Below are 20,992 nucleotides of genomic sequence, written 5' to 3' on the forward strand. Positions count from 1 at the left end.
TCATTCGGGCGCTCACGACCCGCGAAGAGCGCATGATTCACATGGAGAACCCTGAACACGAGGTATCGAGGACGGTGAAAGTCATCTTTCCCATTGCTGTCACGCTTATCGCCGGTATCATAGCGCCCATGTCCGTGGCTCTGATCGGCAGCCTCATGTTTGGCAACCTGCTGCGTGAGTCCGGGGTAACGGAGCGTCTCTCCAAGACTGCTCAAAATGAGCTTTCCAGCCTGGTGACCATCCTGCTGGGCATCACGATTGGGTCGTCTATGGGAGGGAAGCAATTCCTGAATCCGACGACGCTCCTCATTATCGCATTGGGTCTCATTGCCTTCGTGTTCGATACGGCGGGTGGAGTCCTCTTCGCGAAGTTGATCAACCTGTTCCGGAAACGAAAGATCAACCCAATGATCGGCGCGTGCGGCATATCGGCGTTCCCGATGTCTGCCCGCGTCATCCAGAAGATGGCGCAGCAGGAAGATGGCAGCAACTTCATCATCATGCATGCCGTTGGGGCAAACGTGGCAGGGCAGATCGCCTCCATCATTGCAGGAGGTCTGATCCTGGCCCTGGTACGATAGGAGGTGGCCATGGATACTGTTGTTGCTGAGGGTCTGCGCATCAGCGGGCTGAGCTATGTCCTCATCTTTGCCGTGCTGGGAATCTTTTACGGTCTCATCAAGCTTCTGTTGAGAATGCTCCCCCCAAGGGACGATTTGGCGTAACCGGTAACACGAGTTTCCGCCAGTAGCGGACTCGTGAAGGAGGCTGGCGTGAACAAGCTTCGGATGATTCTTGCCTTTACCATGGTCGTGACGATGGCAGTGTCCGGTTGTGGTCCACGCAACGTTGTAGTGCCCACGATCATCTCGGGGACCATCAAGCCGGTTGCCCTGATTGCTCAGGCTATTGCTGGCACCGCGTTGCAGGTTCAGGTTCTTGCCGGAGACGACGGGGCACCTCTCCAGAATGCGCGAGAGCTTGTGTCCAAGAGTGCTATCGTTTTCCAGACCGGAGCCTCCATCGATACATGGTCCAGCGAGATGGAGCAGGGGAGCGTGCGTTTCGTCAGTCTCTCTGCCGCCTTGGACAAGGGTATGCCGGAAGGTTCGTGGCTATCTTTTCGGGACGCCGCAGACATGGCTCGCCTGATGCGCGATACGCTGGATGCCTTGTACCCGGAGCTGAAGGAGCAGTTCGACTCGCGATATGCAGTGTTCATGGACCAGTGCAGCCAGGCGGATGGTCGACTGAAACGGCTGGTCTGGAGTGCTGGTACTAGGGCATTCCTGGCCGGGGACACAACGTGGTCAAGCGCAGCTGGGGACTATGGGCTGCGGGTTGTGGTTCAGCCGGGCCTGAAGGGTCTTGACCTCTTGGGGGCAGGGGCGGCTTCAAGAGTTGCTGACTGGGGGTCCGGAGAGAAGACCCGGGTCGTAGTCGTGAATGTCGCTCCTGGAGGCAGCACCGGAGTTAGCCGGCAGTCAAACGGCATCGTTGCCTGCAGTCTGGATGCTCTCGGCGCAACGGCTGAAGGTGACTTTGTGCCTTGGCTCGAACATCAGCTGACACTACTTGGGTCGGCGATCGGGAAGTAGGCAGGCGCAGCCCGCGATGGAGGAGTCCGGCGCCTCTTGGAGACGTCGGTGGTACTGTTCTGGGCTGTGACGGCTTCTTGATAGTCCGTTGCTTTTGCCCCTACGCATTCTATAATGTGAGCGCAGGAAGGACCGGTGGGCGTCGTTTGACACAATGCGCTTCTGGCCAGATCCGTTTTGTATGGTTGGTTCCAGGAGGGGCTCTGCAGGTCTTGCAGGGCATCCTGGGTGAAAGTATGCCATGGAACCACGAATCTGCGTTGAGGTCTGGAAAGGGGAGGAAACATGAAGGAAGTCTACGAAGTCAGAATGCATGGCAGGGCAGGCCAGGGAGCCAAATCGGGGTCCCAGTTGCTGGCGGAGGCGGCGTTCAGGGAGGGCAAGTATATTCAGTCGTTCCCCGAGTACGGGTCTGAGCGTCGTGGTGCTCCAACGGTCTCATATACCAAGATCGCCGACAAGGTACTCAAGAGCCATGAGCCGATTGTCAACCCTGATGTCGTCATGGTGCTCGATTTTGGCATCATGCGCTCCGTCGCGGTTGCAGCGGGCTTGCCTGACACTGGCATCCTCATCGTCAACACCAAAGTCTGTTCCACTGAGATCAAGAAGTTGGCGCAGTTCAACGGCACCCTGTACGGGGTCGACGCTACCGGCATCTCACTGGAATTGCTGGGCATGGACACACCGAACGTGCCAATGCTCGGGGCACTCGTGAAACTGACCGGCATTGTCAAGATGGAGTCGCTGGAGTATGTCTTGCGCGAGCACTTCCTGCCAAAGATAGGCGAAGAGAAGGTGCAGAAGAATATCAGCATGCTCCGAAAGGGCTATGAGGAGGTGTTCAAATGAGCGAAAGAAAGGCATGGCAGGAACTTGAACTTGGCGTGGAGCTGCCGGCAGCTACATCGCTTGGCTACAAGACCGGTGGTTGGCGTGTTCTCCGTCCTGTCTGGAACGCTTCTGAATGTACCCATTGCATGATTTGTGTGAGCTACTGTCCCGACATGGCTATTCCTGTCACCAAGAGCGAGGAAGGGGTCGCCGGCAAGGGTGGACGGATGTTCAAAGGGATCGTACGATTGGAGACAAACCTCGACTATTGCAAGGGATGCGGTATCTGCGCCCATGAGTGTCCGACCAAGTGCATCAGCATAATTCGCGAAGAAGAGGCGGAGCAAGCCGCCTGCAAGCTGTAGGGAGGAGATGTCATGGGAGTGAAGAAAGCGATTACGGGCGCACAGGCAGCCGCTGAAGCGATGCGCCAGATCAACCCCGACGTCGTCGTTGCCTACCCGATTACACCTCAGACGCCGATCGTGGAGCAGTTTGCGAAGTATGTCGCAGATGGAATTGTCGATACAGAGATGGTGCCCGTCGAGTCAGAGCATTCAGCTATGTCAGCGGCTGTCGGTGCCGAAACAGCTGGTGCTCGTGCCATGTCGGCGACCTCGTCCCAGGGACTTGCCCTGATGTGGGAAGTCGTTGCCGCGACACCAGGCCTGCGGTTGCCCATTGTCATGTCGCTGGTCAACCGGGCGCTGTCCGCCCCGATCAATATCCACTGCGACCATTCGGACGTCATGGGTGTGACCACTGTCGGCTGGATTCAGATCTTCAGTGAGAATGCCCAGGAGGTCTACGAAAACACGCTACTCGCCATCCGTGTGGCTGAGGACAAACGTATTCAGCTACCGGCCATGGTCAACCAGGATGGGTTCATCACTAGTCACGCGGTGGAGCCAGTCGAAATCTTCGACGACGCTCTCGTACGGAAGTTTGTCGGCGTGCGGTCGCTGGACCGTGCTCTGCTGGATGTCGAACACCCGAGGAGCGTCGGGCCATTGGTCCTCCCGGACTACTATTTCGAGTTCAAGCGCGCTCAGGAAGAGGCAATGAGCAAAGTGTTCGAAGTCTATCGTGAAGTCGGCACCGAGCTCTCAGCGATCACCGGCAAACAATACCCATTCTTCGAGACATATCGTACCGACGATGCGGAAGCTGTCGTCGTCGTCCTCAATTCGGCTGCAGGCACTGCGAAGGCTGCCGTCGATGCCGTCCGTGCGCAGGGCAAGAAGGTCGGAATGCTCAAGCCGATTCTCTTCCGACCATTCCCATACACTGAAGTGCGTGATGCACTCCGTCACGTGCCCGTCGTCGGCGTTCTCGATCGCTCGATGGACTTTGGAGCCTATGCTCCGGTCTACTCCGAGTTCCGCAATGCGCTGTGGGAACTGGACAAGCGACCGTCAATGCAGAGCTACATCTATGGGTTGGGTGGTCGCGACATCATGACCACTGAAATCGAAGCCGTTTTCGAGGAACTGCTGTCCGGCGAACTCGACCCGGAGCATCAGCGGTACATCGGACTGAGGGGGTAGCAGACATGCCTACACTGCAAGAAATCGCTTTGAAGACTGATGGTGTTGATGCCCGAATCGTGTCCGGCCATCGGATGTGTTCTGGTTGCGGCATTGGACCTCTCATCAAGACTGTTCTCGCGGCCTCCGACAAACCAGTCATCGTCATCAGCGCGACAGGTTGCCTTGAGGTTGTAACGACGATCTATCCGTTTACGGCTTGGAATACACCGTGGATGCATGTGACATTCGAGAACGCCGCCTCGGTCGCTTCAGGTGTCGAAGCCGCGTACAAGGCTCTGAAACGTCGTGGCAAGATCGACGGCGACGTCAACATCCTTGCGGTCGGAGGCGACGGCGGCACGTACGACATAGGATTCCAGGCTCTTTCCGGGGCGCTTGAGCGCAGGCACAAGTTCATGTACCTTGTCTACGACAATGAGGGCTACATGAACACCGGCAACCAGCGCAGCGGAGCCACGCCGTTTGGCGCTAGCACGACGACCGTTCCGGCGGGAAAGGTTAGTTTCGGCAAGCCGCAGTGGCGAAAGAATCTCGTGGAGATTGCAGCGGCCCACCGTATTCCATACGTCGGCCAGGCAGCAGTTCACAACACGCTGGACCTGTACAAGAAGGCGCAGAAGGGTTTCAATGCTGATGGTCCGGCCGTTCTTGCGGTTCTGCAGCCCTGCACGACCAATTGGTCCTTTGATCCCGCACTTACCATGCAGTATTCCAAGCTGGCCGTCGAGACCAACTTCTGGCCACTGTACGAGATCGAGAACGGTTTCGTGCATATCAGCACCAAGCCCTCCAACCGTAAACCGATCGAGGAGTTCCTCAAGGGTCAGACACGGTTCAGGCATTTATTCAAGCCTGGGAACGAACACGTCATCGTCGAGATGCAGAAGATGATCGACGACGAGTGGGCCCGTCTGCTCAAGCTAGAGGAGTCCGGCATCCAGTTCTGAACCGCCTGAGTCTCGCGTTGTATTCGTCAGCCCACCGGCTACAATGGCGGTGGGCTGATTGCGTCAGAGGAGCAACTCAATGACAACGAAGACCATGTTCTACTCTGTTATGGGGCGTTCTCGAATGGTAGCTGAAGGCATAGCGGCGGCACTGAATGCCCCGCTCTTTGGCCTGACCGATCGCTTCACTGCTCTACCTGCTGGATGGAAGCGTTCAGCGAGGCGGGCAGTCCGCGGCTTTGACCTGGGGGTACTGAGCACCCTCGGTGTGTCGTTCGGCCGAGGGGACAGGCTTGTTCTCGTTTTTCCCTACTGGAATGGGGCCATCGTGCCTGCGGTATCTGGATTTGTCCGCTCGGTCGATCTCGGAGGCGTCACCGTATTTCTGGTGATGACGCGTCGCTTGAGCGGTGGCGACGAGCTGATATCCCAGCTCGAGGATGACATTGTCAGGCAGGGAGGAACGATTGGTGGGGTCTTCAGCCTTCGCATGCTGTGGCGGGCGCCGCAGCATCTTCGGTCGTTGGGAAGTCGTGTCGGACAGCACATTGCGCGGGAAGCGCAAGGAGCGCCGTTCAGTCTCCAGGAGCTGCTGGAAGATGCAATCGAGGATGAGGTCGAAGCACGTACTCGCTACCTGCAGCTTGTCGAGATGACCCCCAACAGGCGTCTGAAGGCAACATTCAGCTTGCTCGCAGCCGGTGAAGCTGCCCACGTTCAGCTGTTGCAGCAGTTGCACCGTGCATATGCGGGCGTTGTCTATGAGCCGCACAGGGAAGCCATCGTTTCCCTGAAGTCAGGACAGGTTCTCGACTACAGTGCTCTGCTCCAGGGACTCAGCGTTGTCGTGGAAGCCGAACGCAAGGCCTTCATGGGATACCGTGCTATCGCTGTGCGGTACCCCAGTCAGCCCGATGTTGTTCGCCAGACACTGGTACTGGCCCGTTCTGATCTCCAGCACTACAGAGACATGAGAGGCATGTACAACATGCTGAGCCGCCACCACTCTAGGCGTTGACGCGCACTCACCGCTTTTTGACGTGTTGACTTTGCCCTGTTTGTGATAGGCTGAAAGAAGAAATCTTGCATTCGAGGCTGTTCTTGACCACTGCAGGAAAAGGAGGTAGGCAATGATCTATCTTGACAACTTTCGCAGTACGATGGTCGCGCCTGAGGTCTGGGAAGCCATGCGCACTGCTGCTATTGATGAATACGCAGTACCGGCAGCATTCACGAAGTGCGGCACTGGCGCTGCAGAACTCATTGAGAGAGCACAGAACCGGCTTGCAGCCGCCATTGGAGGGTCGCAGAACGAGGTCGTGTTCACGGGAAGTGGCACTGAAGCCATCAACATAGCACTGCGGGGCTCGACGTGGGCGCAGGCAGTCGACAAACCGGAGATTGTGACCAGCGAGATCGAGTACCCTGCTACGCTCGCGGTGTGCAGGGCACTGGAGAAGGAAGGCTACAGGGCTCACTACATCAAGGTCGATGGTGAGGGGAAGTATGATCTCGACCAGCTTTCCTCGGTCCTGAACGAGCATACGGCGATGGTCAGCCTGATGAGTGTCAACCACATGATCGGAACGATCGAGCCTCTCGCCGAGGCAGGAGCCATCATTGCCGAGGCGTCACAGCACGTGGGCCGCAGGATTCCATATCATGTGGATTTCGCCAGCGCACTGCAGACGCAGCGACTGGATGTCGACGCTGTGAAGGCGGATCTGGTGAGCTTCTCCAGCAACAAGATCCATGGCCCCAAGGGTGTTGGCGCCCTCTACGTGCGCAAGGGCACGAAGATACGCCCCATCACCTTTGGCTCGGAGTCGTACTCTCCGCTTGTTCCGGGCACACCCAACACGATGGGCATTGCAGGATTCGACAAGGCTGTCGAATTGCTGTACGCGACCTTCGACAAGGATGTTGAGCACATGCAAAGCCTCACAAACCGTCTTGCCACTGGCATCCGTGAGCGCATTCCATATATTCTGCTCAATGGACCGGATGGCGCCGGAAGGGCTGCGTCGCATCTGTGCTACAGTTTCCTGTTCATCGAGGGGGAAGCGATCATGATGTTCCTCGACATGGACCAAATTGTGGTCGACACGGGTTCAGCCTGTGCGGCCGCGACGCTGAAACCGAATTACATTCTCATGGCGATCGGGCGCAATCACGAACAGGCGCATGGCTCGATCCGCTTCACGCTGTCTCGGTACAACACTGAGGCTGATGTTGATACTGTTCTGGCAAAGCTCGTTCCGATCGTGGAACGCTTGCGCGCTCAGAGCACGATCAAGCCGCCTGCGGAATAAGGAGGTACTATGGCAATTAAGTACACTGCGAAAGTCATCGAGCACTTCAAGAACCCGCACAACATCGGGGTCATCGAAAACCCCGACGCTTGTGCTACTGAAGGGTCGCCCGCGTGCGGCGACGAGATCACGGTCTACCTCAAGATCGACAAGGCAACCGACCGTATCGAGGATGTGAAATTCCAGTCCTATGGCTGTGCCTCCAACATAGCTACAGGCTCCATCATCACCGACTTGGCCAAGGGCAAGACGATCGACGAGGCTGAGGCGATCACATGGAAACAGGCTGCCGACGAGCTGGGGGGCCTCCCTCCTGTCAAGATGCACTGCTCGGTTCTCGCTGTCGACGGGCTCCGGTCGGCTATTCGCAAATACAAGAAAGAAGTGAAGGGTATCGACTATGATTCCACGCTTGACGTCAAGACCGTGACTGAGGAGCTGAAGCATGTGCTGTGGCCGCCAGTCGGGGTCGATATCATCACGCTCAAGATGGTCAAGTACATTGGCATTGACCTGGGTGCGGTCAGGGTCGAAGTCAGCATTGGCTCTGACGACAAGTTCCTGAACCCGACGATTGACGAGATTGTCGAACACGTCAGCAAGATCCGTGGGGTCAAGTCGGTCAACGTCGAGAACGTCTAAATGTTGTCCGCATCGCAGAAAACTCAATCTGCTTGGAGGGAACAATGATCGATTTTCGTTCTGATACTGTTACGAAGCCTACACAGGCCATGCGCGACGCCATGGCGACGGCGGAGGTCGGCGACGACGTCTACCGCGAGGACCCTACTGTCATCAGACTGGAAGACCTGGGCGCAAGAATGCTGGGCAAGGAGGCTGGTCTGTTTGTGTGTTCAGGCACGATGGGCAATCAGGTCGCCATTATGACACATACGCAGCGTGGGGACGAGCTTATTACGGAAGCCGAGAGCCACATCTTCTACTATGAGGTTGGCGATATCGCGATGTTGTCGGGCGTTCAGGCTCGACAGGTTCCAGGCAAGCGGGGCGTCATGGACCCGGACGATGTCAAGCGCGCAATCCGCGACTCCAGCAACATTCATTTTCCACGGACGTCTCTTATTGCTATCGAAAATACCCACAATCGAGGTGGGGGCAAGGTATGGCCCATCGAGTACGTACGCGTGATTGCGGCAACGGCGTGGGAGCGTGGCATTGCCGTGCATATGGATGGAGCGCGAATTTTCAATGCATCGATCGCCTCTGGCATCACACCGGACGTGTGGGCATCCTACGCTGATTCTGTCATGTTCTGTCTTTCCAAAGGCTTGTGTGCTCCTGTCGGATCATTGCTCGTGGGGTCCAGAGACTATATTGAACGGGCGCGCAAGAACCGCAAGCGCTTGGGAGGTGGTCTTCGTCAGGTTGGCATTCTGGCGGCTGCAGGTATTGTGGCGCTTGAGACGATGGTGGACAGACTGGTGGAGGACCATGCCAATGCGAAGCTGCTCGCAGGCGAACTCGCCGGTATCGGGTATGGAACTGACCCGTCTGAAGCCGAAACCAACATGGCTATGGTCGACGTCAGTGCAAGTGGCAAAGATGCGCCGTCGTTCGTGGTCGCGCTCAAGGAGAAAGGCGTTCTGTGCAATGCCGTCACGCCGACTACAGTTCGACTGGTCACGCACCACGATGTGACGACTGATCAGTGTCGCGAGACCGTCGAGGTTTTCGGATCGTTGTTGCACGCTTAGGCATCTATCTGCGTCAAGGAGGAAACAATGTTGGAAGCCAAACATGTCGAAGGAATGCACAACAAGCACAAGGTCCTCCTCTATACACTGACGACCTGCGGATGGTGCCGCAAGACGAAGGCGTTGCTTCAGGAGCTGAGCGTGGGCTACGACTACATCGATGTCGACGACCAGGAGGGTGGAAACAAGGAACTGGCCAAGCAGGAGGTCCTGAAATGGAACCCAGCGTGTTCGTTTCCGACCATCGTCCTGGATGGCAAGGATTGTGTTGTAGGTTTCCAGGAAGACAAGATTCGGGAGCTCGCGGCTGAATGAGCAGGATACCGAACGAGCGTGTCGCTAAGGTCTGGGAGAGGCTAGCCCTCGAGGCACGGGATGCAGGATATTCTGTCAATCCTGACGACGCTTTTGCCAGTGAGCTGGTCCGGGGCCTGCTGGAGAACGAGACACGCTACGGATATCGCGCCTGCCCCTGCCGTCTGGCATCAGGAGTAAGAGAGCGGGATGTCGACCTCGTCTGTCCGTGTGACTACCGAGACGCTGACCTCGACGAATACGGTGCCTGCTACTGCGCGCTGTATGTCTCGCCCGAGATCAGTCGTGGCGAGAAGACGGCAACATCCATTCCGGACCGGCGTCCGGTCGGCGGGCCAACTGCGCACCCGAGGGAGATGGAACAGGTGCATGTGGCCGGGCTCGCGTTTCCGGTCTGGCGATGCAGGGTCTGTGGATACCTGTGCGCAAGGCCGCAGCCTCCGCTGGTCTGTCCAGTCTGCAAGGCCGGCAAGGAGCGTTTTGAGCGCTTCATGTAGCCTGAGAATATCATTCTCGCCGGGAGCCGCCTTGTCCCAAAGAGGGGAGGGCGGCTTGCGGTGTCCCTGAGGGCCGGATGACTCGCTACTCATGCTGGCTCGTCATGGGGCGTGCGGGACCGGGACCATCGTCGGTGCTGGTAATGATCGGCGGGGACGAGAACTGGTGCGTGGGCACGGCTATCAGTCTCTGTTGGCAACATGTGTGAGGGCTCGGCACACAAGCATTTGACAAAGCAGAAACGTTCTGGTAGAATCTCAAAGTCGCGCTTTGAGGGCGCGTATGGACATTCGTACATGTGGAGGTACGACAATGGTAGAGAACAGGATTCGCACCAACTGATGACAGGGGTGCCGTTGATTGGACAAGCTGCAGCCAAGAGTTTGCTACAGTAAACGCAGGACAGTCAATTCCTCAGTCACTGACTCTCACACAGTCCGTCAGTAATCTCTCCTGTCATACAGTTCGCTTTTCCTCACTTGTTCTGGAGGTAGCACTGTATGCATACAGCTATTCAAGTAGAGAACCTCACTCGTGTCTTCAACCGCAGGGGCACGGCTCCTTTCTACGCGTTGCGGGGCGTCAGCTTCGACGTCTCGTATGGCGAGATTTTCGGTCTTCTGGGCCCGAACGGCGCAGGCAAGACTACGACAATCAAGATCATGTCGACGTTGCTGCTTCCCACGTCCGGGCGCGTTACTGTTGCCGGCTTCGATGTCGAGAAAGACTACACTCATGTGCGTCCGCTCATCAGCCTCATTTCCGGAGGCGAGACCTCGGGGTATGGTATTCTCACGGTTGAGGAGCAGCTCTGGATGTTCAGTCAGTTCTACGGCATGGAGACGCCTGTTGCGCGCGCCCGGATCGAGGAATACCTCAAGGTCGTCAGCATGTGGGACAGCAGGCGTCAGCAGATGAACCGCCTGTCCACCGGCATGCGTCAGAAGGTCAATCTGGTACGTGGTCTCGTCACCGACCCCAAGGTTCTGTTCCTCGACGAACCGACGCTTGGCGTCGATGTCGAGGCGAGTGTCATCATCCGCAGCATCGTGCGCGATTGGGTTCGGGAGAAGCCGGAACGCTCGGTCATTCTGACAACACACTACATGGCAGAGGCCGATGAACTCTGTTCGCGCGTAGCCATCATCAACCACGGGCTTATCCTTGCGAATGCAGCTCCAGCGCAACTCAAACAGGACCTGGACAGCAGGGCGCACTACGAGATTACGGTCGATCGGCTCGACGGGAAGCAGCTTGACCTTATCACTGCATTCATGGAGGAGGGGAACGACTTCGTCCTGGGTGTCGACAAGGTGACGAACAGTCCAATGCTTGTCGCACACCTGATGCATGAGAGTGACATCGCCCGTCTCATCACGGCACTGGCAGGGCAGGGGGCAACCCTTGAGTACATGCGTAAACTCGAGCCCACTCTGGAAGACGCGTTTCTTAAGATGGTGGGCAGGAGGTTCGAAGATGAAGAAGAAGTTTCTCCTATTTCTTAGGACGCTCAACGCGCGTGCCTACGTGCGCATTTTTGGACAAATGCGCGAGGCGACGTGGGTCGTCGCAAGTGTCCTGGGCGGGTTCTTCACGATGGCGACCTACATCTACCTCTACCGGACGCTTGGTACCGGTTCTGAGTTCAGCGGGCTCGTGGTGCTGGGCGGGTTCATGACTCCCTTTTTCCTGAACGTTCTGTGGGGTGTTGCGACGCAGTTGTACTGGGAGAAGGAAATGGGGAACCTGGAGCTGATGCTTGTGAGCCCCGCCCCGCTGTCCGCCTTCCTTGTCGGTCTGTCCGTCGGCGGTGCCATGCATACGATGCTCCGTTCTCTGGCGGTGCTGTTTTTTGGCATCGCTGTGTTCAAGGTGCAGTTCACGGTTCTGCACCTGCCCTCGGCCTTGCTCGTCTTCCTTGTGACCCTGTTTTCGATGTATGGGCTGGGCATCGTGTTCTCGTCGCTGTTTCTCTACCACGGGCGCGACGCATGGCGCACTGCCGACCTCGTCATGGAACCGACGAACGTTCTCTCGGGATCCTACTTTCCCGCCAGATTCCTAGGATTGGGCCTGCTCGGTATCGCGGCACTCATCCCGACGACACTTGGGCTTGACGCACTGAGACAGCTTCTGGTCCCTTCGTTCACAGTGAAGGTGTTGGACTGGCGCTGGGAGTTGCTCATCCTCATCGGGCTGGGTCTTGTGTTTGCATTCATCGCATCGTGGGCGCTGCGGTCTGTCGAGTACAAGGCCAGGCGCGATGCGCGCCTGACGCTTCGGTGGCAGTGATGAAGGGTTTTCTTGCTTCCATGTATATCGGTCTCCAGATCGAGAGCAACTGGACGAAGAAGTGGGTGTGGCTGCTCTACCTTGCGGCATATCCGATCGGCAGTTTTCTCACGGTCATCATCCTGTATGGGGTCTTTGGCCAGAAGACGGGGCTGCTCCCATACGCACTCTACGGGACCATCTTCTATTACTCACTGAGCATGGTGTTCTTCGATATGGCGTTCAGTGTCCACGATGACCGAGAGCACTATCAGACGCTGAAGTACATCTTCCTGTCGAGCACGTCGTACCGGACCTACTTGTGCGGCCGTGCCGCAACACGGTATCTTATCGCACTCGCAGGAATCTTCATCAATCTGTGCTGGCTCGTTCCCGTGCTGCGTCTGCCGTTCCACCCCAACTGGGGTTACCTCATAGCGGGCGCTACCCTCGGGTATCTCGTGGCTGCAGGCCTGGGGTTGGCCGTGGCTTCCGTGTTCCTCCTGACGATCAAGCTGGACGTCGATGTCGTCGACGCGCTCTTTGGGGGCATATTCGTGCTGAGCGGGGCGCTGTTTCCTCCAACTGCTTTTCCAGCGGTGTTTGCAAAGATCGCGGAGTTTGTCCCCTTGAGTCCATTCATCGAACTCATGCGCAGGGCAATCTCGGGGAAGATCCTTACCAGTTTTCTCTCCGACATGTCGACGTTTCAATTGCTGGGGAGAGTTGCCCTGTCGGCAGCGGTCCTGTTTGCGCTCGGCTCGCTTCTGGTCTCTTTCGGCAGTCGCCAAGCTCAGCGAAAGGGCTACATCGACGTGACTACTGCATTCTAGGCCAAGAGGCAGCTTGGTAGTTCACGTCCCGCCGTATCCCGGATGGGTACGGCGGGACGTGAACTTAGGGCAGCTTCGGTCAAGGCGTCAGGGCTTCTGGTCTCCTGGACGGAAACCGGGTGTCCCTCCGAACCATTTGGCGTAGATGGTGTCGTACGTGCCATCCTTGACAAGGTCCTGCAGGGCCTTGTCGACAGCGATCTTCAGCTGCTTGTCTTCGAGGCGCATGGCTATGCCGTAGTACTGGGTAAGGTCAAGATCTTTCACCTTGAGTATACGAATGACAGTGAGCGTCGGCGAGTCCTTCGCATAGTAAGCGCAGACTGGGAAGTCGTTGACGACAGCGTCGATACGGGCCAATTTCAGATCTGCCATCGCGAGCTGGATATCTGGGTAGGACCGAACGTCCGTCACACCGTCGATCATGTGTGCGCTCTGTTCGCCCGTGGTTCCGACCTGAGCGCCAACCCTCAGTCCTGCGAGGTCCGAAGGTGTTGCTATGGTATGGAGAGTCTTGTCGAACACGATGCCCATGTCCGCCCGGTAGTAGGGAATGGAGAAGCTGACCTCCTTCTCGCGGTCGGGCGTGATCGTCATGGACGAAATGACAACCTCAAACTTCTGTGTCTGGAGGGCAGGGATGATGCCATCCCAGGCGGTGGTCACGATGTCCGTTTTCAGCCCAAGCTTCTCGGCGACGGCGGCAATGAGGTCGATGTCGAAACCTGTCGGCTTGTTGGTACTGTCGGCGAACTCGAAAGGAGCGTATGTTGTGTCGTTGCCGACAGTCAGAACGCCGTCCTGTTTGACGCGGTCGAGGTCGGAGGAAGTGGCTGCAGGGCGGCAGCCCGAGAGGACCAGAAGACATAGAACGAGTGCGACAGTGAAGACCGCACCCCACCGTGATGTACGAGTTCTGCTCATGTTTGACTCTCCTTGTTGCCAGGGTATGAAGATACGGCGCGACATACGTCGGGTCGTTACCAAGGGGCTCTTCGGCTGATTGGCTTGTAGCATTGGTTGGGTGAAGTATAGGAAAGGGTCAGAAAATGCAAGGAGAAACGTGGATGGAGTATGAAGACAATAAGGAGACTAAGGTGCCGATCAGTCCGATGTCAGGGTCGTTTGTGTTCAGAGTTTGCCATGGACATCACTGCCAATCTAGCGTAGTCCTGAGCTCGACGATGGAGTTCCTGTATCTCCTCGTCCGCAAGTGACCGTACAACGCGTGCAGGGACACCCATCGAGAGTGACCGAGCAGGTACGAGCCTGTTCTCAGGAACCAGCGCTGCTGCGGCCACCACTGCCTCTTCGCCTACAGTGGCTCTCGTGAGGACGGTGGCATGCATGCCCACCATGGCATGGTGGCCGATGGTGCAGCCATGCAGGACGGCGCTGTGGCCGACAGTGGCGCCCTCGCCGACAATGAGAGGGATGCCGGTATCTACATGCCCCACGACGTTGTCCTGGATGTTGGCATTGCGGTGCACGACGATGGGCGCAATGTCGCCACGGAGGACCACCCCATACCAGATGCTGGCGCCTTCCTCGACGGTCACATCTCCTATCAGGACGGCCGTGTCGGCGACAAATGCTGTGGATGCTACGGTTGGGGTCTTTCCGTCGAACGCACGAAGAATCCCGGACATCAGTGCTCCTCCTTGTGATGCAGTCGTTTTGTATGAGTCTCGGCAAGATCCGCCATAAAGCTCACACCGGCCAGGCCCACCGCACTCATGCGACCAACAACTGCCAGGACTGACCAACCGAGTGGCCTGCCGACGAGGTGCATGACAAAAGCTCCCACGAAGGCAGCGCACGCGACCAGGACGAGACCGATGCCTGCTGCGCTCGCCAGATGAGCCGGCTCCCTTCCATGCTTTACTTTCTTTGGGGATTGCACAAAGTATAGGGTAGCACTGTTCTTCACAGTGCAATATAGGGTGGCTCGCTTAGTACACGGTTACCAGAAATCTGAATCATGCAGGAGGAGAAAGGATGAAGAAGACAGCGTTTGCCCGTATTGTGATCTTGATGGTTGTTGCTGTACTAATCGTCACGGTTTCGACAGGATGCAAGACTCAGACTGGAACATTCAACTGGGGGACTGACCCGACGTATGCGCCATTCGAGTACGCCGATGCGAACAACAAGCCCACAGGGTTTGACGTCGAACTGATGGAAGCCATCGCAGCGAAGATGGGCAAGACCAGCAATCTGACTAGTGGGGCTTTTGACGGGCTTCTCCTCGCCCTGCAGGGAAAGAAGTTCGACGCGGTATGCGCCGCCATGACGATCACCCCCGACCGCGAGAAGGAGGTCCTCTTCTCCATTCCCTACTACCGGGCAGACATGGGCATCATGTACAACCCTGCCAAGAACAACATCACCAAACCCGAGGATCTTGTGGGGAAGACGGTCGGTGTTCAGACTGGCACGACAGGTGAGATTGATGCCAAGCTGATCACCGGTGTGAAGGTCAACTCCTACCCCGACATCCAGCTTGCGACCCTGGACCTCGAGAATGGCAAGATCGACGCTGTGGTGAACGACTATCCTGTGTGCACGGCCTATGCCAGTATGCATCCTACATTGAAAGTTCTCAATACGACCTCGATAGCTGGTCAGGACCTGACGCAGCTGTATGGTATTGCTGTGCGGAAAGATGACACCCAACTCAAGAGCGACATCGATGTGGCACTCCGCAAAGTGGTTGCAGATGGGACGTACGCGACTCTCTACCGCAAATACTTCTTTGCCGACCCGCCATACCTGCCCAAATAGCTGTCGTGGTCGGGGTAACGCAAGATGCTTAAGTGGTCGATCATCTTCGACAACCTGCCGTTTCTTCTGGCAGGCGCTTGGACCACGCTTTCGCTGACGGTCGTCTCGATGATCTTTGCGACTGTCGCTGGACTTCTGGTGGGGCTGATGAACATGTTTGGGGGAAGGGTCATCGGCGCCATTACGCGTGTCTACATCGAGGCCGTGCGCGGGACGCCGGCTTTGTTGCTGATTCTGATCGTGTACTATGCTCTCCCGAGGATAGGCCTGAACCTGCCTATGTTCCCTGCCGCCGCGGTTTCTCTTGCAGTGTGCTACGCTGCATACATTGCCGAGGTGTTCCGTTCCGCCGTCGAGTCGATCCCCAAAGGACAGTCTGAAGCTGCTTTCTCGCTGGGCATGAATCAGGCGCAGGCACTGCGCCACGTTATCCTCCCGCAGACGTTCCGGCGGGTTCTGCCGCCGCTTGCCAATGAGTTTGCGGCGTTAATCAAGGATACTTCCCTGGTTGCCTTCATCTCGATGGAGGATCTTCTCTTCAAGGCGAAGATCATCGGCGCCCGCACGTACAACGTCTTCTCGCCGTACATCGGTGCAGCAATCATCTACTTGATCATGACCACGCCGGTCATGCAGTGGTCCCGGAATCTCGAGAAGAAGGTGGAGTGAGATGGCTGGCGACATGATGATGTCACAGGGGAAGCTGCTCGTCGTCGACGATGTGCACAAGTCGTTCGGCTCTCTCGAAGTCATCAAGGGAGTCAGCTTCGACATGGATTGCAAGGAACGGCTGGTCCTGATGGGGCCCTCAGGTTCGGGCAAGAGTACACTGGTGAGGTGCATCAACTGGATAGAGCCCCCGTCGGCCGGCCGCATAACATTCGACGGCAAGCTCGTCGAGTCAGGCAAGTATGACATTCGCAGACTGAGAGAAGACATTGGCATGGTGTTTCAGCAGTTCAACGTGTTTCCTCACCTCACTGCTCTTCAGAACGTCGCCCTGGGCCCTCTCGTCGTCAAGAAGACTACTCGCAAAGAGGCTGAGGCTGAGGCAATGGAACTTCTGGCGAAGGTCGGTCTAGCGCATCGCGCTGATTACAAGCCTGGTCAGATGAGTGGCGGCGAACAACAGCGGGTGGCCATCGCGCGTGCGCTTGCCATGCACCCGAAGCTCATGCTGTTCGATGAGCCGACATCCTCCATTGACGTGGAGTTGATCCATGAGGTCCTGGACGTGATGGTCAAACTTGCGGACGAAGGCATGACAATGATTGTCGTCACACATGAGATGGGTTTTGCGAAGGAAGTCGCGGACCGCGTCATCTTCATGGATCAGGGCCTCATCATTGAGTCCGGATCTCCTTCTAGGGTATTCGAGCATCCTCAGCAGGAGCGTACACTGAGTTTCCTGAGTAAGGTGCTCTTGGCCTGAATGTGCCAATACCATGAGGAGGGGCGCCGAAAGGCGCCCCTCTTTTTCTTTTCATCGGACGCCTTTTGACTACACTTGAACATGAGGTCTATGGGATATATGAATACAATCGTCTATCCGGGCACGTTTGACCCGGTCACCAGAGGGCATGTCGACGTCGTTGAGCGTGGAGCGCGCTTGTGCGACCGGCTCGTCGTCGGCGTGGCTGGCATAGCGTACAAGAGTCCAATGTGGTCGCTGAACGAGCGCGTCGACATGGTCCGCAGCGCAACAGGGCATATCCCGAATGTCGTGGTGGAAGGCTTCGACGACTTGGTCGTTCATTTCATGAAGCGCGTGGGCGCAAACATCATGCTGCGCGGATTGCGGCCCGTGTCGGACTTTGATTATGAAGTACAGTTCGCCTGGGCGAACAGGCATCTCGACCCGAATGTGGATATCATCTATCTCATGAGCTCGCAAGACCATTTCTTCGTTTCCTCCACACTCATCAAACAGATGTACGAAGGAGGTGGGGACATTCGTGACTTGGTGCCTGCGAGTGTTGCAGACAGGATTGTGCTTGGCCTGTCTCGGGCCAGGGGAGGAACGCATGATTGAGAAGCTTACACTGCAGGACATCATCGACCGCATCGATCAGGTGAGGGAGCGGAGCCCGAGGTTGCTTGGCTATCGTATCATCAAGGACGAGGAGCTGGCAGATGCAGTCGCACATCTCCGCACGGCATTCCCGGAACAGGTCCGTAATGCGTATGCCCTGCTGGAGCAGCGTGACGCCCTGATGGCCGATGCCAGGCGACAGTGCGGCCGAATGATAGAAGAGGGCCAACACTCGCACGACGATCTGGTTGCAGACAACGAAATCGTACGTTCCGCCGCCGCCGAACGAGAGCGCATGATGACGGAGGTTGTGGCCGCGCGAAAGGCCGCTGAACAGCAGGCTGACGAGTACTCACTCAAGATGCTGGAACAGCTGGAGCAGATTTTGACGAGATTGGCTGAGACCGTTAAGGCGTCGGAGATGCAGTTTCATGTGGAGGAGAAAGACGATGAGACTCGAACTCCAGAAACTGAACATTGAGGAAGGGAGCAGTCAATCGTTCGCGTTCGAGGAAACCTCGGTCGGAGATCTCCCTGGAGTTGCGCTTCTTGAGCCAGTGACAGGACAGTTCGTCCTGAGCAATCTCGGAATCGGCTATCAGTTCTCCGGAGCGTTCAGTGCGAGGGTGAGTCAGCCCTGCGTGAGGTGTCTGGACCCGGTCGTGGAGGATGTCGAGTTCGACGTCAATGAAACATACCTTCTCAATGGGGAAGATGATCCTGATCAGGAAGACGTGTTTGCGCTTGAGTCGGACGTACTCGACGTTTCCGATGTGGTGCGCCAGCACCTGCTCATCGAAGTCACCGAGTTTCCACTGTGCAAAGAAGACTGCAAGGGGCTATGTCCTGAATGTGGGGCGAACCTGAACTCGATAATGTGTTCGCATCAGAAATCGCTGGAGGAGAAGTAATCATGTACATCGACAAGGCAGCAGACTACATCGGGCAGGTCCAGACCATCGAGGGTTGGGTCTACAATAGCCGCAGCAGTGGAAAAGTAGCGTTTGTCCTCGTTCGGGACGGCAGCGGTATTATGCAGTGTGTCGTCGCCAAGAGTGACGTGGACGAGTCGACATTCGAGGCGGTGCGCCATCTCACGCAGGAGAGCAGCATCAGTATCACTGGTGCGATCCATGCCGAAGAGCGGGCGCCCGGCGGTCACGAAATGCATGTTCAGAAGATCGAGGTCCATCAGGCAGCTGTGGACTACCCGATTACGCCCAAAGAGCATGGCGTCGACTTCCTGATGAGCAACCGGCACCTGTGGCTCCGCTCGAAGCGCCAGTGGGCGATCATGCGCATACGTGCCACGATCGTCAAGAGCATCCGTGACTACCTCGATGACAACGGCTTCCTGCTCATGGACGCCCCCATTCTTTCCGCCAATGCCTGCGAAGGATCCTCGACCCTGTTCTCGACTGACTATTTCGGCGTACCCGCTTACCTATCGCAGAGCGGCCAACTGTACAACGAAGCGACAGCCATGGCCTTTGGGAGAGTCTACTGCTTTGGTCCTGCGTTTCGCGCCGAGAAGTCCAAGACGCGCCGCCACCTGACCGAGTTCTGGATGGTCGAGCCCGAGATGGCGTACTGCAATTGGTCGCAGAACTGCGATGTCCAGGAGGCATTCGTCACGTACATCGTGCAGCAGGTCCTGGAGAAGCGTAAAGAGGAGCTTGCTATCATCGAGCGGGATCCTTCTCCACTTGAAAAGATAGCGACGCCGTTTCCACGTATCTCCTACGATGAGGCAGTGAAACTTCTCCAGAAAGCCGGTTCGCCGATACAGTGGGGCGATGATTTCGGTGGGGATGAGGAAACGCTCATCTCGAACCAGTTCGAACGGCCGGTCTTTGTGCACAGCTACCCCAAATCGTTCAAAGCGTTCTACATGAAGACAAACCCTGCCAATCCACAGACGGTACTGTGCGCTGACCTGCTGGCTCCCGAAGGATACGGTGAGATCATCGGAGGCGGGCAGCGCGAAGATGACTACAAGTTGCTTCTCGAACGGGTTCATGCCGAGGGGCTTGCTGAAGCAGACTACCAGTGGTACCTGGACCTCCGCAAGTACGGATCGGTCCCGCACAGCGGGTTTGGTCTTGGCGTCGAGCGGACAGTAGCGTGGATCTGCAAGCTGCCGCACGTGCGGGAAACAGCCCCGTTCCCTCGCTTGCTCGAGAAGATCTATCCATAGACCAGGAGCAATGGCTGCAGCCAAGGGATACGCGTCAGGCTCCAACGAGGTCTCAGTGACTGAGGGTCTCACAAGCCTCAGGGGCAAGAAGCCTGCGTCGCTCTATGTCTTCGCGCCCGGAGACGACTATTTCGTTCCACAGGCGAAAGAGGCAGCGCGCTCACTGGTAGCGGAAGTTTTCTGGGCCTTCGATTATGCCGAGTTTGAGGGTAGCGATGACAATGTGGATGGTATCCGCGAGTTCCTCGGCAGCGAGAGTTTCGGGTCCGGGCGCAAGGTTCTCGTCATCAACGGCCTCGAAGACAAGGGAGCCAAACGTCTGGGCACTATGGCCCCCCTGTTTCTGTCTGGCGGCACCACCATTGTCATATTTGCGGACCCCGCCAAAGTTCCTTCAGAGTTGCTGAAAAAGGCGTATGTGATTACCAACTACGCCGTGCCCTTGACTGCGGTGCGCTCCTGGATCAAGAAGAGGTTCGAGGGGCGTGCAATAGAGGACCAAGCGGTCCACGAGCTCATGGGGCGAACGGCAAGCAGTTTCTTCCTTATGCGAAGCGAAATCGACAAACTCCTTGCGTATACCAGCGCAGCCGTCACTGTCGCTGATGTCCGTGAGGTCGTGCCTCGGTGCCACATTGCGGCGGCCGCTGATCTCGTCGAGGCAATCTCTCTCAGGAAGTACGACCGTGCAGCGACAGCGCTCTATGACCTGTCAGCTTCCGGGGCGACGGACACAACCATTCTCTATGATGTGGAACTCGGGTTTGTACGGTTGCTGAACGCAAAGCTTGTTTCGAAGTCGAACCGGCCCAAGGCCGACCTCAGGGCCTGGTGCCTGCGCACCCAGCATCAATACCTCGACGATTATACGCTAAGCGCTCTTCTGACAGCGGCAAGTCATATTAAGCTGCGTGAACTCGAGGCTATGCTGGAGCGTCTCGAGGAAATCGAGTATGAAACGAAAAAAGGGCTCACCAGCAGTGCGCTGGTAGCCCTTGAGCGGTTGCTTTCAGCAGTAGCTCTTACGAAGCAGTAGCCTTGGTCGCAACCTTGGCGGCATTCGCCTTCTTCATCAGGCGAGACTTCTTACGGGCAGCCGTATTCTT

Annotated in this window: 26 protein-coding genes; 24 read left to right on the forward strand and 2 right to left on the reverse strand. The window is 57.0% G+C overall.

The features are described from left to right. From SMC1_RS02715 to SMC1_RS02785, 16 genes are all read left to right on the forward strand, one after another. A partial coding sequence (locus SMC1_RS02715; protein ID WP_133299405.1) for a sodium ion-translocating decarboxylase subunit beta occupies positions 1–581 on the forward strand: 581 nt, incomplete at its 5' end. 9 nt (positions 582–590) lie between these two features. Beyond that, the gene (locus tag SMC1_RS11095; RefSeq protein WP_279386558.1) at positions 591–725 is read left to right on the forward strand and encodes a hypothetical protein; all 135 of its coding nucleotides are present in this window, start codon (positions 591–593) and stop codon (positions 723–725) included. A 48-nt stretch (positions 726–773) separates the two neighbouring features. After that, on the forward strand, positions 774–1,598 hold the full coding sequence (locus SMC1_RS02720) for a metal ABC transporter solute-binding protein, Zn/Mn family (protein WP_119085276.1): 825 nt from the start codon (positions 774–776) through the stop codon (positions 1,596–1,598). Positions 1,599–1,883: 285 nt separating this feature from the next. Continuing rightward, a complete protein-coding gene (locus tag SMC1_RS02725; protein ID WP_119085277.1) occupies positions 1,884–2,450 on the forward strand; it encodes a 2-oxoacid:acceptor oxidoreductase family protein in 567 nt (188 codons plus the stop codon). Then, positions 2,447–2,797, forward strand: a complete 351-nt coding sequence (locus SMC1_RS02730; protein ID WP_119085278.1) for a 4Fe-4S binding protein — start codon at positions 2,447–2,449, stop codon at positions 2,795–2,797. The genes SMC1_RS02725 and SMC1_RS02730 overlap by 4 nt, the downstream gene beginning before the upstream one ends. A gap of 12 nt (positions 2,798–2,809) precedes the next feature. Continuing rightward, positions 2,810–3,979 carry a pyruvate ferredoxin oxidoreductase gene (gene porA, locus SMC1_RS02735; protein WP_119085279.1) on the forward strand — a complete coding sequence of 390 codons (1,170 nt, stop codon included), beginning with the start codon at positions 2,810–2,812 and terminating at the stop codon, positions 3,977–3,979. Positions 3,980–3,984: 5 nt separating this feature from the next. Beyond that, entirely contained in the window at positions 3,985–4,929 is a 945-nt protein-coding gene (locus SMC1_RS02740; RefSeq protein ID WP_119085280.1) for a thiamine pyrophosphate-dependent enzyme, read from the forward strand. 79 nt (positions 4,930–5,008) lie between these two features. Continuing rightward, positions 5,009–5,947, forward strand: a complete 939-nt coding sequence (locus tag SMC1_RS02745; protein ID WP_119085281.1) for a ferritin-like domain-containing protein — start codon at positions 5,009–5,011, stop codon at positions 5,945–5,947. Positions 5,948–6,059: 112 nt separating this feature from the next. Continuing rightward, positions 6,060–7,241, forward strand: a complete 1,182-nt coding sequence (locus tag SMC1_RS02750; protein ID WP_119085282.1) for a cysteine desulfurase family protein — start codon at positions 6,060–6,062, stop codon at positions 7,239–7,241. Between the two features lie 9 nt (positions 7,242–7,250). Next, positions 7,251–7,883, forward strand: a complete 633-nt coding sequence (locus tag SMC1_RS02755) for an iron-sulfur cluster assembly scaffold protein (protein WP_119085283.1) — start codon at positions 7,251–7,253, stop codon at positions 7,881–7,883. Positions 7,884–7,927: 44 nt separating this feature from the next. Further along, positions 7,928–8,956, forward strand: coding sequence for a low-specificity L-threonine aldolase (gene ltaE, locus SMC1_RS02760; RefSeq protein WP_119085284.1), 1,029 nt, complete (start codon positions 7,928–7,930; stop codon positions 8,954–8,956). A 27-nt stretch (positions 8,957–8,983) separates the two neighbouring features. Continuing rightward, complete coding sequence (locus SMC1_RS02765; RefSeq protein WP_207799273.1) at positions 8,984–9,271, forward strand: glutaredoxin family protein; 288 nt, start codon at positions 8,984–8,986, stop codon at positions 9,269–9,271. Further along, positions 9,268–9,768 carry a ferredoxin-thioredoxin reductase catalytic domain-containing protein gene (locus SMC1_RS02770; protein WP_119085285.1) on the forward strand — a complete coding sequence of 167 codons (501 nt, stop codon included), beginning with the start codon at positions 9,268–9,270 and terminating at the stop codon, positions 9,766–9,768. Before SMC1_RS02765 ends, SMC1_RS02770 begins: the two co-directional genes overlap by 4 nt. A gap of 501 nt (positions 9,769–10,269) precedes the next feature. Continuing rightward, the gene (locus SMC1_RS02775) at positions 10,270–11,274 is read left to right on the forward strand and encodes an ABC transporter ATP-binding protein (RefSeq protein WP_119085286.1); all 1,005 of its coding nucleotides are present in this window, start codon (positions 10,270–10,272) and stop codon (positions 11,272–11,274) included. Further along, entirely contained in the window at positions 11,246–12,061 is an 816-nt protein-coding gene (locus tag SMC1_RS02780; protein ID WP_119085287.1) for an ABC transporter permease, read from the forward strand. Before SMC1_RS02775 ends, SMC1_RS02780 begins: the two co-directional genes overlap by 29 nt. Next, complete coding sequence (locus SMC1_RS02785; protein ID WP_119085288.1) at positions 12,061–12,873, forward strand: ABC transporter permease; 813 nt, start codon at positions 12,061–12,063, stop codon at positions 12,871–12,873. The genes SMC1_RS02780 and SMC1_RS02785 overlap by 1 nt, the downstream gene beginning before the upstream one ends. Positions 12,874–12,960: 87 nt before the next feature. On the opposite strand, the gene SMC1_RS02790 is transcribed toward SMC1_RS02785, so the two are convergent. Both SMC1_RS02790 and SMC1_RS02795 read right to left on the reverse strand, forming a co-directional pair. Beyond that, positions 12,961–13,797 carry a basic amino acid ABC transporter substrate-binding protein gene (locus tag SMC1_RS02790; protein ID WP_165849166.1) on the reverse strand — a complete coding sequence of 279 codons (837 nt, stop codon included), beginning with the start codon at positions 13,795–13,797 and terminating at the stop codon, positions 12,961–12,963. A gap of 191 nt (positions 13,798–13,988) precedes the next feature. Beyond that, positions 13,989–14,522 (reverse strand): gamma carbonic anhydrase family protein, encoded by a 534-nt coding sequence (locus tag SMC1_RS02795; RefSeq protein ID WP_119085290.1) that lies wholly within the window; start codon positions 14,520–14,522, stop codon positions 13,989–13,991. Between the two features lie 349 nt (positions 14,523–14,871). Between SMC1_RS02795 and SMC1_RS02805 the strand changes: the two genes are divergently transcribed. The 8 genes from SMC1_RS02805 to holA all read left to right on the forward strand — a co-directional run bounded on the left by SMC1_RS02805 (position 14,872) and on the right by holA (position 20,922). Beyond that, positions 14,872–15,657, forward strand: a complete 786-nt coding sequence (locus SMC1_RS02805; RefSeq protein ID WP_119085292.1) for a basic amino acid ABC transporter substrate-binding protein — start codon at positions 14,872–14,874, stop codon at positions 15,655–15,657. 24 nt (positions 15,658–15,681) lie between these two features. Beyond that, positions 15,682–16,326, forward strand: coding sequence for an amino acid ABC transporter permease (locus SMC1_RS02810; RefSeq protein ID WP_119085293.1), 645 nt, complete (start codon positions 15,682–15,684; stop codon positions 16,324–16,326). Between the two features lie 34 nt (positions 16,327–16,360). Beyond that, a complete protein-coding gene (locus SMC1_RS02815; RefSeq protein ID WP_119085299.1) occupies positions 16,361–17,089 on the forward strand; it encodes an amino acid ABC transporter ATP-binding protein in 729 nt (242 codons plus the stop codon). A 99-nt stretch (positions 17,090–17,188) separates the two neighbouring features. Continuing rightward, positions 17,189–17,689, forward strand: coding sequence for a pantetheine-phosphate adenylyltransferase (gene coaD / locus SMC1_RS02820; protein ID WP_119085300.1), 501 nt, complete (start codon positions 17,189–17,191; stop codon positions 17,687–17,689). Next, complete coding sequence (locus tag SMC1_RS02825) at positions 17,682–18,170, forward strand: hypothetical protein (RefSeq protein ID WP_119085294.1); 489 nt, start codon at positions 17,682–17,684, stop codon at positions 18,168–18,170. Before coaD ends, SMC1_RS02825 begins: the two co-directional genes overlap by 8 nt. Next, positions 18,139–18,600, forward strand: coding sequence for a YceD family protein (locus tag SMC1_RS02830; RefSeq protein WP_165849167.1), 462 nt, complete (start codon positions 18,139–18,141; stop codon positions 18,598–18,600). The genes SMC1_RS02825 and SMC1_RS02830 overlap by 32 nt, the downstream gene beginning before the upstream one ends. A 2-nt stretch (positions 18,601–18,602) precedes the next feature. Then, positions 18,603–19,886 carry an asparagine--tRNA ligase gene (gene asnS / locus SMC1_RS02835; protein ID WP_119085296.1) on the forward strand — a complete coding sequence of 428 codons (1,284 nt, stop codon included), beginning with the start codon at positions 18,603–18,605 and terminating at the stop codon, positions 19,884–19,886. A gap of 10 nt (positions 19,887–19,896) precedes the next feature. Continuing rightward, positions 19,897–20,922, forward strand: coding sequence for a DNA polymerase III subunit delta (holA, locus tag SMC1_RS02840; protein ID WP_119085297.1), 1,026 nt, complete (start codon positions 19,897–19,899; stop codon positions 20,920–20,922). Positions 20,923–20,992: the final 70 nt, after the last annotated feature.

The sequence above is a fragment of the Candidatus Cryosericum septentrionale genome (genome assembly GCF_003570995.1).
GTDB classification, from domain to species: Bacteria; Caldisericota; Caldisericia; order Cryosericales; family Cryosericaceae; genus Cryosericum; species Cryosericum septentrionale.

Coding starts and splice junctions, on each gene's coding strand:
- SMC1_RS11095 (WP_279386558.1), top strand. CDS start 591: ATGGATACTGTTGTTGCTGAGGGTCTGCGCATCAGCGGGCTGAGCTAT.
- SMC1_RS02725 (WP_119085277.1), top strand. CDS start 1,884: ATGAAGGAAGTCTACGAAGTCAGAATGCATGGCAGGGCAGGCCAGGGA.
- SMC1_RS02730 (WP_119085278.1), top strand. CDS start 2,447: ATGAGCGAAAGAAAGGCATGGCAGGAACTTGAACTTGGCGTGGAGCTG.
- porA (WP_119085279.1), top strand. CDS start 2,810: ATGGGAGTGAAGAAAGCGATTACGGGCGCACAGGCAGCCGCTGAAGCG.
- SMC1_RS02740 (WP_119085280.1), top strand. CDS start 3,985: ATGCCTACACTGCAAGAAATCGCTTTGAAGACTGATGGTGTTGATGCC.
- SMC1_RS02745 (WP_119085281.1), top strand. CDS start 5,009: ATGACAACGAAGACCATGTTCTACTCTGTTATGGGGCGTTCTCGAATG.
- SMC1_RS02750 (WP_119085282.1), top strand. CDS start 6,060: ATGATCTATCTTGACAACTTTCGCAGTACGATGGTCGCGCCTGAGGTC.
- SMC1_RS02755 (WP_119085283.1), top strand. CDS start 7,251: ATGGCAATTAAGTACACTGCGAAAGTCATCGAGCACTTCAAGAACCCG.
- ltaE (WP_119085284.1), top strand. CDS start 7,928: ATGATCGATTTTCGTTCTGATACTGTTACGAAGCCTACACAGGCCATG.
- SMC1_RS02765 (WP_207799273.1), top strand. CDS start 8,984: ATGTTGGAAGCCAAACATGTCGAAGGAATGCACAACAAGCACAAGGTC.
- SMC1_RS02770 (WP_119085285.1), top strand. CDS start 9,268: ATGAGCAGGATACCGAACGAGCGTGTCGCTAAGGTCTGGGAGAGGCTA.
- SMC1_RS02775 (WP_119085286.1), top strand. CDS start 10,270: ATGCATACAGCTATTCAAGTAGAGAACCTCACTCGTGTCTTCAACCGC.
- SMC1_RS02780 (WP_119085287.1), top strand. CDS start 11,246: ATGAAGAAGAAGTTTCTCCTATTTCTTAGGACGCTCAACGCGCGTGCC.
- SMC1_RS02785 (WP_119085288.1), top strand. CDS start 12,061: ATGAAGGGTTTTCTTGCTTCCATGTATATCGGTCTCCAGATCGAGAGC.
- SMC1_RS02790 (WP_165849166.1), bottom strand. CDS start 13,797: ATGAGCAGAACTCGTACATCACGGTGGGGTGCGGTCTTCACTGTCGCA.
- SMC1_RS02795 (WP_119085290.1), bottom strand. CDS start 14,522: ATGTCCGGGATTCTTCGTGCGTTCGACGGAAAGACCCCAACCGTAGCA.
- SMC1_RS02805 (WP_119085292.1), top strand. CDS start 14,872: ATGAAGAAGACAGCGTTTGCCCGTATTGTGATCTTGATGGTTGTTGCT.
- SMC1_RS02810 (WP_119085293.1), top strand. CDS start 15,682: ATGCTTAAGTGGTCGATCATCTTCGACAACCTGCCGTTTCTTCTGGCA.
- coaD (WP_119085300.1), top strand. CDS start 17,189: ATGAATACAATCGTCTATCCGGGCACGTTTGACCCGGTCACCAGAGGG.
- SMC1_RS02825 (WP_119085294.1), top strand. CDS start 17,682: ATGATTGAGAAGCTTACACTGCAGGACATCATCGACCGCATCGATCAG.
- SMC1_RS02830 (WP_165849167.1), top strand. CDS start 18,139: ATGAGACTCGAACTCCAGAAACTGAACATTGAGGAAGGGAGCAGTCAA.
- asnS (WP_119085296.1), top strand. CDS start 18,603: ATGTACATCGACAAGGCAGCAGACTACATCGGGCAGGTCCAGACCATC.
- holA (WP_119085297.1), top strand. CDS start 19,897: ATGGCTGCAGCCAAGGGATACGCGTCAGGCTCCAACGAGGTCTCAGTG.